Genomic DNA, 15,356 nt, shown 5'->3' with positions numbered 1-15,356 from the left:
TTTGAGACGTAAAATTGTATTGCTGCTGGAGATCGGTCTGGTCCTGGCGGGTTTGCTGCTGGGCTTTTCGGCCTGGAAGCTGGACTCGGCCTTGAAGCAGCCGCTAAATCTGTCCCAGGAGCAATTGCTGGATGTAGCGGCTGGTGCGACCCCTACCGGTACTTTCAATCGTCTGGAAAACGACGGTGTACTTGAGGATGCCTTCTGGCTGCGCCTTTACTGGCGCTTCAATCTTGAGGGTCAGCCACTGCACAGTGGCGAGTACCGCATGACGCCAGGCCTGACGGCCCAGGGCCTGATCGGCCTGTGGCAACGCGGTGAAGTGGTGCAGTACAGCCTGACGCTGGTGGAGGGCTGGAACTTCCGCCAGGTGCGCAGTGCGCTGGCCAAGCACGAAAAGATCGAGCAGACCCTGACGGGCTTGAGTGACCGCGAGGTGATGGCAAAAATCGGCCATCCCGACGTCTTCCCGGAAGGGCGGTTCTTCCCTGATACCTACCGTTTCGTGCGCGGCATGACCGATGTCGAGTTCCTGAAGAAAGCCTACAACCGCCTGGACGATGTACTTGAGCAGGAATGGAGCCGACGTGCCCCGGATGCGCCCTATACCGACCCCTACCAGGCGCTGATCATGGCATCGCTGGTCGAGAAGGAAACCGGCGTGCCTGAAGAGCGTGGGCAGATTGCCGGGGTGTTTGTGCGGCGCCTGAAGATCGGCATGCTGCTGCAGACCGACCCCACCGTGATCTACGGCATGGGCGAGCGCTACAACGGCAAGTTGACGCGCGCGCACCTGAAAGAAGCCACGCCCTATAACACCTACATGATCAGCGGCTTGCCACCGACGCCGATTGCCATGGTCGGCCGCGAAGCGATCCATGCCGCGTTGAATCCGGTACCGGGCAGCAGCCTGTATTTCGTGGCGCGGGGCGATGGCAGCCATATTTTCTCCGATAGCCTGGATGCCCATAATGCGGCGGTGCGCGAGTACCAACTCAAGCGTCGCGCCGATTATCGCTCCAGCCCTGCGCCGGCCACACCTGCGACCGTTGAGCCTGTCGCGCCTGAAGCTGCGCCCGCGCAAAGCCCGCAATGACTCTGATTAAGGACTGCCTGTGACTGGCTTGTTTATTACCCTGGAAGGCCCGGAAGGCGCCGGCAAGAGTACCAACCGTGAATACCTGGCCGAGCGCTTGCGGGCCGCAGGGATCGAGGTGCTGCTGACCCGCGAGCCCGGCGGCACGCCCCTGGCGGAGAAGATCCGCGAGGTGTTGCTGGCCACTGGCGACGAGGTCATGAACCCGGACACCGAGTTGTTGCTGGTGTTTGCCGCGCGTGCCCAGCACCTGGCCGAAGTGATCCGGCCGGCGCTGGCCCGTGGTGCGGTGGTGATCTGCGACCGCTTTACCGATTCTACCTACGCCTACCAAGGCGCCGGCCGTGGCTTGTCCCTGGAGCGCATCGCGACCCTGGAGACCTTTGTCCAGGGCGATCTGCGCCCGCACCTGACCCTGGTCTTCGACCTGCCGGTGGACGTCGGCCTGGCGCGGGCCAGCGCCCGTGGTCGCCTGGACCGCTTCGAACTGGAAGGCCGGGAATTTTTTGAAGCGGTGCGCGCGGCGTACCTCCAGCGTGCCGAAGCTGCACCGTCGCGCTATTGCTTGCTGGATGCCGCGCAACCGCTGGAGCAAGTGCAACAGGCGATCGATGCGCTGCTCCCGAAACTGTTGGAGCTTTACCGTGGCTGAAGCCTATCCGTGGCAGGACAGCCTATGGCAGCAATTGGCCGGACGTGCCCAGCATGCCCATGCCTATCTGCTCCATGGGCCGGCAGGCATCGGCAAGCGCGCCTTGGCCGAGCGCTTGATGGCTCGCCTGCTGTGTCAGCAGCCAGCAGGGCTGGAGGCGTGCGGAAAATGCAAATCGTGCCTGCTGCTCAAGGCCGGCAGCCATCCGGACAACTACGTGCTGGAGCCTGAAGAGGCCGACAAGGCGATCAAGGTCGACCAGGTGCGTGACCTGGTGAGCTTCGTGGTGCAGACCGCGCAGATGGGCGGGCGCAAGGTGGTGCTGATCGAGCCGGTGGAGTCGATGAACATCAACGCCGCGAACGCCTTGCTCAAGAGCCTTGAGGAGCCCTCGGGCGACACCGTGCTGCTGCTGGTCAGTCATCAGTCCAGCCGTTTGCTGCCGACGATTCGCAGTCGTTGCGTGCAACAGGCCTGCCCGCTGCCGAGCGAGTCCATGAGTTTGCAATGGCTGGGCCAGGCCTTGCCGGAGTGCAGTGAGCAGGAACGGGTTGAATTGCTGACCCTGGCGGCCGGCTCACCCCTGGCGGCGGTCAGCCTGCAGGCCCAGGGCGTACGCGAGCAGCGTGCGCTGGTGGTCGATGGGGTGAAGAAGCTGCTCAAGCAAGAGCAGTCTGCCACGCAACTGGCCGAGGGCTGGAAAGACGTGCCGCTGTTGCTGCTGTTTGACTGGTTCTGTGATTGGTCCAGCTTGATCCTGCGCTATCAACTGACCCAGGACGAGAGCGGCCTGGGCTTGATGGACATGCGCAAGGTCGTGCAGTACCTGGCGCAGAAGAGCGCCCAGGACAAGGTTTTGAACATTCAGGACTGGATCCTCGCCCAGCGCCAGAAGGTCCTGGGCAAGGCCAACCTGAACCGGGTGCTGTTGCTTGAGGCACTGTTGGTGCAGTGGGTCGGGTTACTCGGCCGACGTTGATATTCTCGGGGCCGACGGATGTCTCGTTGGCCAGACACTTCCTGTGACGCAAGTTGTAACTTCTTATGCTCGTAGATTCCCATTGCCACCTTGATCGCCTCGACCTCGCCGCCCACGGCGGCTCCCTGGATGCCGCCCTCGACGCCGCACGCCAGCGTGGCGTCGGGCATTTCCTGTGCATCGGTGTCAGCGCCGAGAACGCCGCCGACGTCAAGGCCCTGGCTGAGCGCTATGCCGACGTGGATTGCTCGGTAGGCATCCATCCCCTGGACCTCAAGCCTGGCGAAGCCCCGGCCCTCGACTGGCTGCTGGGCGAACTCAATCACCCGCGAGTGGTGGCCATTGGCGAGACCGGCCTGGATTACCACTACGAGCCGCAAGCCGCCGATTTGCAGCAGGCCTCGTTCCGCCTGCACCTGCAAGCGGCGCAGCAGACCGGTAAACCAGTGATCGTCCATACCCGTGGCGCCCGTGCCGACACCCTGGCCTTGCTGCGCGAGGCGGCACTGCCCCAGGCGGGCGTGTTGCATTGTTTTACCGAAGACTGGGAGATGGCCAAGGCGGCGCTCGACCTGGGGTTCTATATTTCCCTGTCGGGGATTGTCACCTTCCGCAATGCTGATGCCCTGCGGGATGTGGCGCGCCAGGTGCCGGCGGATCGTTTGCTGGTGGAAACCGATTCGCCTTACCTCGCGCCAATCCCCCATCGCGGTAAACCGAACCTCCCGGAATATGTGCGGGATGTGGCGGATTACCTGGCGATGCTGCGCGGCGAGTCTGTCGAGCGTTTTGCCGAGCAGACCACCGAGAACTTCAAGCGCCTGTTCCCGTTGGCGCACGTTCGCTGAATCCAAGGCAAAAAAAACCCGGGTTCTGGGGGGTGAATCCGGGTTAAGACCATTAGGAGTAAATAAAGGTACGCGGTCCATTGGTACCCCTATCGGTGTTTCACTTGGGGGAGATGTCACACCGACAGATGAAGTATTGATCAGTATCCCGTGCAGTCCAGCCGCATCTGATCGTTTTTTAAACAGATTTGGAATACGTGCGCTTCGCTTGAGTTCTCATTGAGCGGCAATACATTGCGCGAACCTGTGTTTTATTTCTGACCCATATCGCTTGATTCGTTGGCGGGCTGTAAGTTTAGTGTATGGGTTGTTCATATAGACGTTGCCCAACGACCGCCCAGTCGGGATAATCCCTCGCACCGGGTAAAACGTTCCGTCATCGGGGCATTCAACCCTCCCAATACTGACCTCTGCAGACCTCTTTCTATGCACAAAGAACCCCGTAAGGTCCGTGAGTTTCGCCGCCGTGAGCAGGAAATTCTCGACACCGCGCTCAAATTGTTCCTCGAACAGGGTGAAGACAGCGTCACCGTCGAGATGATTGCGGATGCCGTGGGTATCGGCAAAGGCACGATCTACAAGCACTTCAAGTCCAAGGCCGAGATCTACTTGCGCCTGATGCTCGATTACGAGCGCGATTTGAACGAGCTGCTGCACTCGGCCGATGTCGACAAAGACAAGGAAGCGCTGTCCCGGGCTTACTTTGAGTTCCGCATGCGTGACCCGCAGCGCTACCGCCTGTTCGACCGCCTCGAAGAAAAGGTGGTCAAGGGCCACCAAGTGCCGGAAATGGTCGAGGAGTTGCACAAGATCCGTGCTTCGAACTTCGAGCGCCTGACCCTGCTGATCAAGGGCCGGATCAGTGAAGGCAAGCTGGAAGATGTGCCGCCTTACTTCCACTACTGCGCCGCCTGGGCGTTGGTGCATGGTGCCGTGGCGCTGTACCACTCGCCATTCTGGAGCAATGTGCTGGAAGATCAGGAAGGCTTCTTCCAGTTCCTGATGGACATCGGCGTACGCATGGGCAACAAGCGCAAGCACAGCACCGACCTGCCGAACCCCGAGACGCCTGCCACATAAGGCATTCATCCGGACAATGGCCGGTTGATTTACTGCCGTATGTAGTAACCCAGGAATATACTCAGGCAAGGACCTTGCTAAAATCTGATTTATGAGTCAGGTTTTAGCGCGCCCGAATTATCCGCTGCCGGAGTGATCCATGATCGTTGATCGTCAAGGCAGGCGTTTTCGCAATTTGCGGATCAGCCTGACCTCAGCCTGCAATTACGCCTGTACCTACTGCGTGCCCAACGGCAAGCGGTTGGTGGCTGCGCAGGACGAGCTCTCGGCCGAGGCCATGGCCCGTGGGGTGGCCTACCTGATCGAGGCTGCGGGCATCGATCGTCTGCGCATCACCGGCGGCGAGCCGCTGGTCAGTCCCAAGCTCGAAACCTTTATGCAGGCCGTCGGGCAGATGGGCTTGAGCGATATCAGCTTGACCACCAATGGCCAGTTACTAGCGCGCAAGTTGCCATTACTGGTCGATGCCGGTATTCGCCGTATCAATGTTTCCCTCGACACCCTCGATGCCGCTGCCTTTCGCGGGATCGCCAGGGGGGGCGACCTGGCCACGGTCCTCGATGGCATGGACCAGGCGCGTGCGGCGGGAATCAAGATCAAGGTCAATATGGTGCCGTTGCGCGGGCAGAACCTCGACCAGGTCATGCCCCTGCTGGAGTATTGCCTGGAGCGCGGCTATGAACTGCGTTTCATCGAGTTGATGCGCATGGGCCACCTTGCCAGTGACTCCAACGCGTTCCTGCAACAGTTCGTCAGCCTGCAGCAACTGTTGAGCCTGATTGGCGAACATCACGAATACCTGCAGGCTGACGCTCCGGTAGATGCCACGGCCGTGCGCTATGAAATTCCCGGTCAGGGCTTCTTCGGCGTGATCGCCAATGAAAGCGTGCCGTTTTGCCGTACCTGTTCGCGCCTGCGCCTCTCCTCGACCGGCTGGTTGCACGGCTGCCTGTCGTCGAGCAACCGCCACTATGTCGGCGACCTGTTGGACAAGCCGCGCCACCAGGCCCTGCCGGCGTTGCAGCGTCTGCTGGTCAAGGCCTTGGGCGACAAGCAGGAAGTGGCGTTTTCCGGCGGGGCGACCGTGATGAAGATCATTGGCGGGTAGCCAGGCAAGCTGGCGCAAAATCTGCATCTGGTGCCCATTCGCCGGTTTTCCGTCACCGGCTCCTGGAGGATAGGATGCGTAGTCTGGTTTTGTTGCTGGCGTCGTTCGCGCTGGGTGGCTGCATGACAGTCAGCGATATGGCCGAAGGCACTCGCTATCAGATGAGCGATGCCGGTTTGCTGGATCACAGCGACACCCGTCGTTCCAACTCGGTTCGCATACAGCCCGATTCGTTTGTATTCATCGCCCAGGGCGCGTTCACGCCGCCGGGCAGCGCCTATCCGCGTCCCAATGTGGTGGCCGAGGAAGCCTTCAATGGCTTTATCGAATACTTCCCCATGGTCCGCCGCGCCCGCGCCCCGCAAGGGCTGGAGCAGGCCATGGCCGAAGCCCGCGAGGTAGGCGCCCATTACCTGTTGTATACGCGGTTCGCCAAGGCCGATGATCGTATCGGCAATGCAGATGAGTGGGCCGATCAGGAAGCCCTGGACCGACTGGGCGTCGACAGCGGGGTCATCCAGATCATGTTGATCGAGACCAGCACCCAATATTTGATCGATACTGCACGGATTCGCAGTCGTGGCGGTTTACTGACGTTCCATGACAACAAACCCGAAGATCTGCTTGGCCCACCGCTGCGCCAGTACGCCCGCAGCCTGTTGGGCATGAGCGACCAGTAATTCAGAGGAGAACAGCATGACGGATTCGGCCAAGGCCAATGATTTGTTGGCGCAGTTGCCCAAGGGCAAGGGACCGGCGCCGGTTCATCTGTGGAACCCGGATTTCTGTGGCGATATCGACATGCGCATCGCCCGTGATGGCACCTGGTATTACCTGGGCACGCCTATCGGGCGCAAACCGATGGTCAAGCTGTTCTCCAACATCATCCGTCGCGATGGCGATGATTACTTCTTGATCACGCCGGTGGAAAAGGTCGGGATCAAGGTGGACGACGCGCCCTTTGTGGCCGTGTCGCTGGAGGTCGAGGGCGATGGCGAGAACCAGCTCCTACGGTTTACCTCCAATGTCGAGGACCTGATCGAAGCCGGCCCGGCGCATCCGTTGCGGGTGGTGATTGATCCAGACACTCAGGAGCCTTCGCCCTACGTGCTGGTGCGCAACAACCTTGAGGCGCTGGTCCACCGCAACGTGTTCTACCAGTTGGTGGAACTGGCAGTAACACGCCGGATCGACGGCGAGAGTTGGCTGGGCGTCTGGAGTGGCGGGGTGTTCTTCCCGATAGGCCTGGAGCCCAGGTACTGATACCGGCAAGCCGGCTCCTGCATAGGTTTGGAATGTTTATAGGAACTGGCTTGCCAGCGATGACGGCCTGCCTAGCGCTAGATCATCACCAGGTACACCGCTATCGCCGGCAAACCGTTTATTACGCGTCTTCGAGCTTGCGCGCCGCGTCCACGCCGGATGCTGTCAGTTTGATCGGCAGGTGCAATGCGTGTTCGCCGGCCTCGTTACAGGTCACATGGCCTTCCTTGATCAACCCGCGGTCCTGAAGAATCGCCAGGGTACTGGCCACGACTTTTTCGCCCCGGTAGTTATCCAGCACCTCCTTGCCCAAGCCATTCGGGTGCGCGTGCAGCAAGCGGGTAAGGACTTCTTTCTCAAGGTTTTTATCGACGTTCATGCATACCTCTTCAGGGTCAGTGGTGGGGTAGTGTTCGTCTGTCGGCCAGTGGCTCAAGGCTGTTTTGGCGCGCCGGGCAGGTTGTCATCGTTGCCGCTTGGGGTGGCATTCTTGCCGGGGCCGATCTTGCCGTTCTCGACATCGGTGCCCAGGCCCTGGCGGTTGCCGTCATTGCCTCGGGTGCGTGGGTCGGCGCCGTCCTGGATGATGGCTCCGCCATTGGTATCGAGCCCGGTGCCCATGGAGTTCTCGGTTTCTTGGGTGGCGGGGTTGGGCGGGCTGCCAATAGGGTCGGTCTTGCCGGTGGAAGGGTCGGTTGCCGCAACACTGGCCAGGGACACCGCAGACAGCAAGCCAGCGAACGCGAGGGCAGTCACTTTGGAAGTATTCATGGTGGAGCCTCCATAGGAATAAAGTCCTTACCTTAGGTTGGTCAGCCCACTCTTATTGTTGGTGCCTGGATCACGACGAACGGTGCTAGGTCACCTGTAAGATTTTGTGTTTCGACACCCGGCGCCAAATCAGGCGCAGCACTGTGATCAGCCAGTTGAGCAAGGCGATGCCCAATACACTGGCGAGCAGGGTTGGCACGCCATGCTCGACAATCAGCATGCCCGCCAGCAGCGGAAACCCGAACACCCCGATAAAGTACGACAGGCTGAACAGCAGCAAGGCTTGGGGCGTGCTGGCAGTTGGCGCTTCGTTGGCGGCCAGGCCGTTGATCACTGAATAGGTCAGGCCGTAACCCACTCCCAAGGTGATAGCCGCCAGCAAGTAGCTGAAGCTGTCATGCACGCCGAAGCTGAACATCAGGATCGACACCAGCATCAATCCGGATAACACACAGGCCGACCAGTACGCATCCCGCTTGACCACCACGCTGGCAATCAACAATCGACTGGTGATCGCCGCGCCCATGAAACCCAGGAAAAACAGCGAGTAATCCAGCCCCTGACTTGCCGCGTAGCTGGTCTGGAAACTCGACAGCCCGCCAAACACACAGCCGCCCAGGCCAACCATGATGATCGCGAATGCCGCCTTCGACCCCAGTACGCGCCGGGTGCTGGCCCAGGAGATTTTCGACACGGTGCCAGTCCCCAGCAAGTTGGGTTGCTGCTTGAGATAGCTGCCCAGGCGCCAGAACATCAGCACGCCCACCAGGCTGGCGAGAGCTGCAATATAAAATGCGCTTTCCAGAGGCAGGCCCATGGCGCTGGCCGCCCGCCCCAACAGGGGGCCCGAACCGATGCCGGTCATCATGCTTCCCGACAGCCAGGCGAAATACTTGGCCCTGTGGCTTGGCGCCACCAGCATCGCCACGATGATCGGGCCCAGGGTGTAGAACACGCCCCAGCCCAGCCCGAGGGTCAGGCCGAACAGCATCAGGCCCTGGCCAAAACCCGGCGTCAGGGCAAAGCCCAGGCAGGCCACCACCAGCAGGATCCCCAGGCAGGCAATTGAGCGCGCGGCACCCAGGGCATCGGCCAGGTGCCCGGATGCAATCACCGCGATAAACGTACTGAGCATCGCCATGGAAATCACGCTGCCGGCGTCGTGTTCATTGCCGCCTCTGGAATCGATCAGCAGCGACAACAAAAACGTCGAGCCATACGACAGTGACAGCAGGTAGCTGGCAAGGCAGAACAGGGCGAAGAGCGTTCCGCCAACTGGAGCAGTGGGGCGCATGGGCAAGCCTTGGGGTTTGTTGGATTTATGGCGGACTTTTTACCACGGGCCACCCCGTGCTTTGTTCTGTGGTTACTGGCGTCAGCATTGCTGCGCAGCGGAGTAATCGCGTGCATAAATCCCTGCAAGCGGTCATCAAAGCGCCTTAGTATGTGTCCTTTCTTTTTTAGCCGCAGGCCTGTTCATGACCATCGAGATCCGTCCCGCCGTACCCAGCGATGCTGCGCAGATCCTGACCTTTATTACTGAACTGGCCGAGTACGAAAAAGCCCGCCACGAAGTGATCGCCAGCGTGGTGGATATCGAGCGCAGCCTGTTCAGCGAAGGTGCCACCGCCCATGGCCTGATCTGCCTGCGCGATGGCTTGCCGATTGGTTTTGCGGTGTTCTTCTTCAGCTACTCCACATGGCTTGGCAGCAACTGCCTGTATCTGGAAGACCTGTACATCAACCCGGAGCAGCGCGGGGGTGGGGCGGGCAAGAAGTTGCTGCGCCACCTGGCGAAGATCGCCTACGACAATGGCTGTGGGCGCTTTGAGTGGAGCGTGCTGGACTGGAACGAACCGGCCATTGCGTTCTACAAATCCATCGGCGCCCAACCCCAGGAAGAGTGGGTGCGCTATCGCATGGAAGGCGATGCGTTGCGTGAGTTTGCCCAAGGCTGAGATCGGCCCTGTTATGAGGCCCGGCATTTGCCATAATGGCCGCCGCTTTCGCATTTCCAGATAGGCTCCGACATGCAGGAAAACCCACCGACGCCCGCCAAAGACTCCGCGCCCACGGGCACCCAGACCCTATTGCGCGGCCTGGGCGTGGTGCAGGCGGTGGCGTCCGGGGCGCGGGATCTCAAGGAGATTGCCCGGCGCATCGGCACCACTCGCAGCACCACGCATCGCCTGGCCAGTTGCCTGGTGGACGAGCGCTACCTGCGGGTAGTGCCGCAAGTCGGCTACCTGCTGGGCCCCAAGCTGATCGAGTTGGGCTTCCAGGCCCGGGAAGAACTGCCGCTGGTGACGCTGGCGATGCCTTATCTGGATGAGCTGTCGGCGCTGACTGGCGACACCATCCACCTGGCGATCCGTGAATACGACGATGTGCTGTACCTGCACAAGAATCCTGGGCGCAACGGCCCGGAAATGCGCTCGCGGGTCGGCCACCGCATGCCCCTGGCACGTACCGGGATCGGCAAGGCCTTGTTGCTCGATGATTCGCAAGAGGAATGGCAGCGCCTGTATCAGGCCAGCTTGCCGGTAGGCGGGAAAAACCTGCACTGGCCGCAGCACCCGGAACAATCCTGGGAGCAATTCGAGCAACGCATGCGCGAATATGTCGCGGGCGGCTATGCGTTCGACCTGGAAGACAACGAGCCGTCGATCCGCTGTGTGGCCGCGCCCGTGCGCGATGCCAGCCGGCGGATTGTCGCCGGCATCAGCATCGCCAGTACGGTGCCCTACATGCCGCTGGAAAAAATGGCCGAGCTGATTCCTGTGGTCAAACAGGTTGCAGCACGGCTGTCAGCGGAGTTGGGGGCGAAGGCCTGATCAAGCCTTCAGGGTGGTCATGTCGATCACGAAGCGGTACTTCACGTCACCAGCAATCATGCGTGCATAGGCTTCGTTGATCTGGCGGATATCGAGCATTTCGATGTCGCAGGTAATGCCATGCTCGGCGCAGAAATCCAGGACTTCCTGGGTTTCGGCAATGCCGCCGATCAGTGAGCCGGCCAGCACTTTACGGCCCAGCACCAGCTTGGCGGCGTTGACCGGAGGGTCTACCGGCTCGATCAAACCCACCAGGATATGCACGCCGTCAAAGCGCAGGGTATCGAGGTAGGGGTTGAGGTCGTGCTGCACCGGAATGGTGTCCAGCAGGAAATCGAAATGCCCGGCGGCGGCTTTCATCTGCTCGGCATCGGTTGACACGATCACGTGATCGGCGCCCTGGCGCCGGCCTTCTTCTGCCTTGCTCGCGGAGCGGGTGAACAGCGTCACTTCAGCGCCCATGGCCTTGGCGAACTTGATGCCCATATGGCCCAGGCCGCCCATGCCGAGAATCCCGACCTTGTCGCCGGCCTTGACGCCATAGTGCTTGAGCGGCGAGTAGGTAGTGATGCCTGCGCAGAGGATCGGTGCGGCGCTGGCCAGGTCGAGCTTGGCCGGAATCTTCACCACGAAGTGCTCGCTGACCACGATGCTATCGGAGTAGCCGCCCATGGTGTTGCTGCCGTCCACGCGATCCGGGGTGGCATAGGTCATGGTCGGGCCTTCGAGGCAGTATTGCTCCAGGTCCGATTTGCAGGCTTCGCAGTGGCGGCACGAGTCCACCATGCAGCCCACGCCGACCAGGTCGCCGACTTTATGCGCGCTGACGCTGGCGCCGACGGCCGTGACCTTGCCGACAATCTCATGGCCCGGCATCAGCGGGTAGACGGCGATGCCCCATTCGTTGCGAGCCTGGTGGATGTCGGAGTGGCAGACGCCGCAGTACAGAATCTCGATTGCCACGTCATCGGCCCGCGGGCTGCGGCGTTCGAAAGACATGGGGGCGAGGGGAGTGGTGGCCGACTGGGCGGCGTAACCGATGGCGGTGTACATGGTGAAAACCTCGCAAAAGCTTGGACGGGAAAGGTGGCGAATTCTGCGCGCGGACCCGGTGGGCGAACATGGCAAATGCTCCGAGTCTCATGCCTATTCGTCCGGGAGTGCCCCTGGATTGGATTCATTGGCCGCCAGACCTGCGATGATGTTCTCATCCCTTTTTCGCGAAGTTTTTGCCATGTTGTTGACTCGCCATCTTGATGCCAACGCCACGCTGGTTTCCTTGATTGAGGGGCTGACGCCCCGCGATGGTTTTTCCCCGACTCACCTGGCGGGTGTGAAGGTGTTGCGCGCCAGTTGCGACGTAGCACGCGGCCCGCAGATCTACGAGCCGAGCCTGATGTTCGTGGCCCAGGGTAGCAAGGTCGCCTACCTGGGCCCCAGGACGCTGGAGTACGGCGCCGGGCATTACCTGATCCAGGCAATGCCGGTGCCGTTCGAGTGCGAGACGTTTGCCATGGCCGCCGATGCCCCACTGTACGGGGTGACTGTGGGTATTGATCGGGTGGTGTTGGGCGAGTTGGTGATGGCCATGGGCATGCAGGCTGGCCCACCGCCGACGGCGCAGACCTTGGAGTCGATGAGCTCGGTGGTACTGGATGACGCGATGCGCGGTTGCGTCGAGCGCCTGTTGCAGTGCCTGCACGATCCATTGGAGGCCCGGATCATGGGGCCGGCGCGGGTGCGGGAGTTGTTGTTCACTGCGCTGCGTGGGCCTCAGGCCGACGTACTGCGCGCCCTGGTGGAGCAGCAGGGGCAGTTCTCGCGGATTGCCACGTCCTTGAACCACCTGCATGCCCATTACGCCGAACCCCTGAACATCGAGACCTTGGCCGGTTATGCGCATATGAGTGCGTCGACGTTCCATGAGCACTTCAAACGTTGCACCTTGTTGTCGCCGGTGCAGTACCTCAAGCGTCTGCGCCTGCTCAAGGCCCAACAGCTGTTGCTGGTGGACGGCATGGGCGTGGCGCAGGCGGCGCACAACGTGGGGTATCAGAGTACGTCGCAGTTCAGTCGGGAATATAAACGCTATTTCGAGCGTAACCCGGGTGAAGAACGCGCCGCATAAATCCCGTAGATGCCTCTATCTAAATGTGGGGGCTTGCTCGCTCCCACATTAGATTTGTGTCGGCCATAAAAAAAGGCTCTCCAGTGGAGAGCCTCATGTTCAAGCAGATGGCTTACATATTCGGGTATGTCGGCCCGCCCGCGCCTTCCGGTGTCACCCAGGTGATGTTCTGCGAAGGGTCCTTGATATCACAAGTCTTGCAGTGCACGCAGTTCTGGGCGTTGATCTGGAAGCGCTTCTCACCGTCTTCCTTGGTGATGACTTCGTACACGCCGGCCGGGCAGTAACGCTGCGCCGGTTCATCGTAAAGCGGCAGGTTGGTGCCGATCGGGATGCTCGGGTCCTTGAGTTTCAAGTGGCACGGCTGTTCTTCTTCATGGTTGGTGCTGGAGAGGAACACCGAGCTCAACTTGTCGAAGCTCAACTTGCCGTCGGGTTTTGGGTAGTCGATCTTTTGGCTGTCCTTGGCCAGCTTGAGGCAGGCGTAGTCCGGCTTGGTGTCATGCAGGGTGAACGGCATTTTGCCGCCGAGGATGTTCTGGTCGAACCAGTTGAAGCCAGCACCGATGATCGGGCCGAACTTGTGCATCGCCGGGCCGAAGTTGCGGGTGGCGAACAGTTCTTCGTAGAGCCAACTGGCTTTGAAGCTGTCGACGTAGGCGGTCAGTTCATCGCCGCCTTCAGACTCGGCGAACAGGCGATCAGCCACGGCGTCGGCGGCGAGCATGCCGGACTTCATTGCGGTATGGCTGCCCTTGATCTTGGCCACGTTCATGGTGCCCAGGTCACAACCGATCAAGGCGCCGCCTTTGAATATCATCTTCGGCAGCGAGTTGATGCCGCCCTTGGCCAGGGCGCGCGCGCCGTAGCTGATGCGCTTGCCGCCTTCCAGGTACTGGGCCAGCACCGGGTGATGCTTGAGGCGCTGGAACTCATCGAACGGCGACAGGAAGGTGTTGCTGTAGGACAGGTCGACGATCAGGCCTACGACCACCTGGTTGTTTTCCAGGTGATAGAGGAAAGAGCCACCGGTGTTCTCGTTGCTCATGATGTCCAGCGGCCAGCCGGCGGTGTGGACCACCAGGCCTGGCTGATGCTTGGCCGGGTCGATTTCCCAGATTTCCTTGAGGCCGATGCCGTAGTGCTGCACGTCAGCGTCGCTGTCCAGGTTGAAGCGCTGGATCAGTTGCTTGCCCAGGTGCCCACGGCAGCCTTCGGCGAACAGCGTGTACTTGCCGCGCAGTTCCATGCCGGGGGTGTACAGGCCGTCTTTTGGCTGGCCTTCACGGTCCACGCCAAGGTCGCCGGTGATGATCCCACGCACTACGCCGTTTTCGTCGAACAACACTTCCTGGGCGGCGAAGCCTGGGTAGATTTCCACGCCCAGGTTCTCGGCCTGCTGGGCCAGCCAGCGGCACAGGTTGCCCAGGGAGATGATGTAGTTGCCTTCGTTGTGCATGGTCTTGGGCACAAAGAAATCTGGAACCTTGGTGGAGCTGTCGCTGCTGCGCAGTACATAGATGTCGTCGCGCACGACTGGGGTATTGAGCGGGGCGCCCAGCTCTTTCCAGTCTGGGAACAATTCATTCAGGGCGCGTGGCTCAAACACGGCACCGGACAGGATGTGTGCGCCGACTTCGGAGCCTTTTTCGACCACGCAGACGCTGATTTCCTTACCGGCTTCGGCGGCCTTCTGCTTCAGTCGGCAGGCGGCAGACAGGCCCGACGGCCCTGCGCCGACGATGACCACGTCGAATTCCATGTATTCGCGTTCCACAGGCTATCTCCTACTCAAGGCTCAACAGTTTTTTTTCTAATGGGTGGAGGTTCGGTGTTTTATCTGTCGTCTTCTGCGCCAATTTCTTACAAAAGGGCAGGGGACGACCCACCTTTCTCTCTAGGTGGCGCATTATATCTACACCACTCTCAGCGTCCAATACAAACGTTTGTTTGAATTGCCCGCGAGCTAGGTAAATCAAAGCAACGCGGCTTATATCTGACCATTTTGCTGTATTGACCGGAAAAGGTGTTCCGGTCAATATACGGTCGGTTTTGCGCTTCTCGTAGGCGGACTGCCGGTTTCAAGGCCACGTCCAAAGACAAGGCACTGCTTCGACAGGTTGACGCGCACGTAATGCAGGCGCGCAGTTTACACGTTGCGACGATGAATGACTTGTCAGTCACCGCTGACGAACGGTCTTTATTATTGAGTACGTGCAACGTTACCTGTCATGACGGCCTGCGTTTTTAGAGGTGCCCTTGTGCGCCGTTGAGCATCTACCGCCAGGTTTATCCGGGCGGCTTCCTTTTCACCGGAGAGTAACGAGGAATCCATGAAGGTTCTTGTAGCTGTCAAACGCGTTGTCGATTACAACGTGAAAGTTCGCGTCAAGGCGGACAATTCCGGCGTCGATCTGGCTAACGTCAAAATGTCGATGAACCCTTTCTGCGAAATCGCCGTGGAAGAAGCCGTACGCCTGAAAGAAAAAGGCGTTGTGACTGAAATCGTCGTCGTTTCCGTAGGGCCATCCACTGCTCAAGAGCAGTTGCGTACTGCTCTGGCGCTGGGTGCTGATCGCGCCGTACTCGTCGAATCC

General features: G+C 60.4%; 16 protein-coding genes and 1 pseudogene. 12 read left to right on the top strand and 5 right to left on the bottom strand.

What is annotated here, in order from left to right; translation table 11 throughout:
* The first annotated feature begins 1 nt into the window (after nucleotide 1).
* From mltG to BHC62_RS07340, 8 genes are all read left to right on the top strand, one after another.
* Nucleotides 2–1,096 carry an endolytic transglycosylase MltG gene (gene mltG / locus BHC62_RS07375; RefSeq protein ID WP_029299684.1) on the top strand — a complete coding sequence of 365 codons (1,095 nt, stop codon included), beginning with the start codon at nucleotides 2–4 and terminating at the stop codon, nucleotides 1,094–1,096.
* Between the two features lie 19 nt (nucleotides 1,097–1,115).
* Entirely contained in the window at nucleotides 1,116–1,748 is a 633-nt protein-coding gene (tmk, locus tag BHC62_RS07370) for a dTMP kinase (protein ID WP_070994638.1), read from the top strand.
* A complete protein-coding gene (locus BHC62_RS07365; protein WP_070994637.1) occupies nucleotides 1,741–2,727 on the top strand; it encodes a DNA polymerase III subunit delta' in 987 nt (328 codons plus the stop codon). Before tmk ends, BHC62_RS07365 begins: the two co-directional genes overlap by 8 nt.
* 65 nt (nucleotides 2,728–2,792) lie before the next feature.
* A complete protein-coding gene (locus BHC62_RS07360) occupies nucleotides 2,793–3,575 on the top strand; it encodes a TatD family hydrolase (RefSeq protein ID WP_029299680.1) in 783 nt (260 codons plus the stop codon).
* Between the two features lie 426 nt (nucleotides 3,576–4,001).
* Nucleotides 4,002–4,655, top strand: a complete 654-nt coding sequence (locus tag BHC62_RS07355) for a TetR/AcrR family transcriptional regulator (RefSeq protein WP_029299679.1) — start codon at nucleotides 4,002–4,004, stop codon at nucleotides 4,653–4,655.
* A 139-nt stretch (nucleotides 4,656–4,794) separates the two neighbouring features.
* Nucleotides 4,795–5,763: a GTP 3',8-cyclase MoaA gene (locus BHC62_RS07350; protein ID WP_029299677.1), complete on the top strand. Its 969-nt coding sequence runs from the start codon at nucleotides 4,795–4,797 to the stop codon at nucleotides 5,761–5,763.
* A 74-nt stretch (nucleotides 5,764–5,837) separates the two neighbouring features.
* Complete coding sequence (locus BHC62_RS07345; RefSeq protein WP_029299675.1) at nucleotides 5,838–6,443, top strand: DUF4823 domain-containing protein; 606 nt, start codon at nucleotides 5,838–5,840, stop codon at nucleotides 6,441–6,443.
* 16 nt (nucleotides 6,444–6,459) lie between these two features.
* Nucleotides 6,460–7,026, top strand: coding sequence for a DUF1285 domain-containing protein (locus tag BHC62_RS07340; RefSeq protein ID WP_070994636.1), 567 nt, complete (start codon nucleotides 6,460–6,462; stop codon nucleotides 7,024–7,026).
* A 121-nt stretch (nucleotides 7,027–7,147) separates the two neighbouring features.
* Here the strand turns inward: BHC62_RS07340 and BHC62_RS07335 are convergent, their stop codons facing one another.
* The 3 genes from BHC62_RS07335 to BHC62_RS07325 all read right to left on the bottom strand — a co-directional run bounded on the left by BHC62_RS07335 (nucleotide 7,148) and on the right by BHC62_RS07325 (nucleotide 9,091).
* Complete coding sequence (locus tag BHC62_RS07335) at nucleotides 7,148–7,405, bottom strand: hypothetical protein (RefSeq protein ID WP_029299672.1); 258 nt, start codon at nucleotides 7,403–7,405, stop codon at nucleotides 7,148–7,150.
* 53 nt (nucleotides 7,406–7,458) lie between these two features.
* On the bottom strand, nucleotides 7,459–7,797 hold the full coding sequence (locus tag BHC62_RS07330; protein WP_070994635.1) for a hypothetical protein: 339 nt from the start codon (nucleotides 7,795–7,797) through the stop codon (nucleotides 7,459–7,461).
* Between the two features lie 85 nt (nucleotides 7,798–7,882).
* Nucleotides 7,883–9,091: an MFS transporter gene (locus tag BHC62_RS07325; RefSeq protein WP_070994634.1), complete on the bottom strand. Its 1,209-nt coding sequence runs from the start codon at nucleotides 9,089–9,091 to the stop codon at nucleotides 7,883–7,885.
* 184 nt (nucleotides 9,092–9,275) lie between these two features.
* Here BHC62_RS07325 and BHC62_RS07320 point away from each other — a divergent pair, with 184 nt between their 5' ends.
* Together BHC62_RS07320 and BHC62_RS07315 are read left to right on the top strand one after the other, a co-directional pair.
* Entirely contained in the window at nucleotides 9,276–9,755 is a 480-nt protein-coding gene (locus tag BHC62_RS07320; RefSeq protein WP_029299666.1) for a GNAT family N-acetyltransferase, read from the top strand.
* Between the two features lie 72 nt (nucleotides 9,756–9,827).
* Nucleotides 9,828–10,631, top strand: coding sequence for an IclR family transcriptional regulator (locus tag BHC62_RS07315; protein WP_029299664.1), 804 nt, complete (start codon nucleotides 9,828–9,830; stop codon nucleotides 10,629–10,631).
* Here the strand turns inward: BHC62_RS07315 and BHC62_RS07310 are convergent, their stop codons facing one another.
* Nucleotides 10,632–11,684, bottom strand: coding sequence for an NAD(P)-dependent alcohol dehydrogenase (locus tag BHC62_RS07310; protein ID WP_070994633.1), 1,053 nt, complete (start codon nucleotides 11,682–11,684; stop codon nucleotides 10,632–10,634). It abuts the gene before it with no gap.
* Between the two features lie 181 nt (nucleotides 11,685–11,865).
* Here BHC62_RS07310 and BHC62_RS07305 point away from each other — a divergent pair, with 181 nt between their 5' ends.
* A complete protein-coding gene (locus BHC62_RS07305) occupies nucleotides 11,866–12,759 on the top strand; it encodes an AraC family transcriptional regulator (RefSeq protein ID WP_070994685.1) in 894 nt (297 codons plus the stop codon).
* Nucleotides 12,760–12,871: 112 nt separating this feature from the next.
* Here the strand turns inward: BHC62_RS07305 and BHC62_RS07300 are convergent, their stop codons facing one another.
* Entirely contained in the window at nucleotides 12,872–14,536 is a 1,665-nt protein-coding gene (locus BHC62_RS07300) for an electron transfer flavoprotein-ubiquinone oxidoreductase (RefSeq protein WP_070994632.1), read from the bottom strand.
* 556 nt (nucleotides 14,537–15,092) lie between these two features.
* On the opposite strand from BHC62_RS07300, the pseudogene BHC62_RS27300 reads away from it, so the two are divergent.
* Nucleotides 15,093–15,356, top strand: a pseudogene (locus BHC62_RS27300) (electron transfer flavoprotein subunit beta/FixA family protein); the annotation flags it as partial.

This window comes from Pseudomonas sp. 06C 126, assembly GCF_001855215.1.
Taxonomy (GTDB): Bacteria; Pseudomonadota; Gammaproteobacteria; order Pseudomonadales; family Pseudomonadaceae; genus Aquipseudomonas; species Aquipseudomonas proteolytica.
The sequence above is the reverse complement of the archived record's forward strand: the minus strand, read 5'-3'. Positions and strand labels throughout refer to the sequence as shown.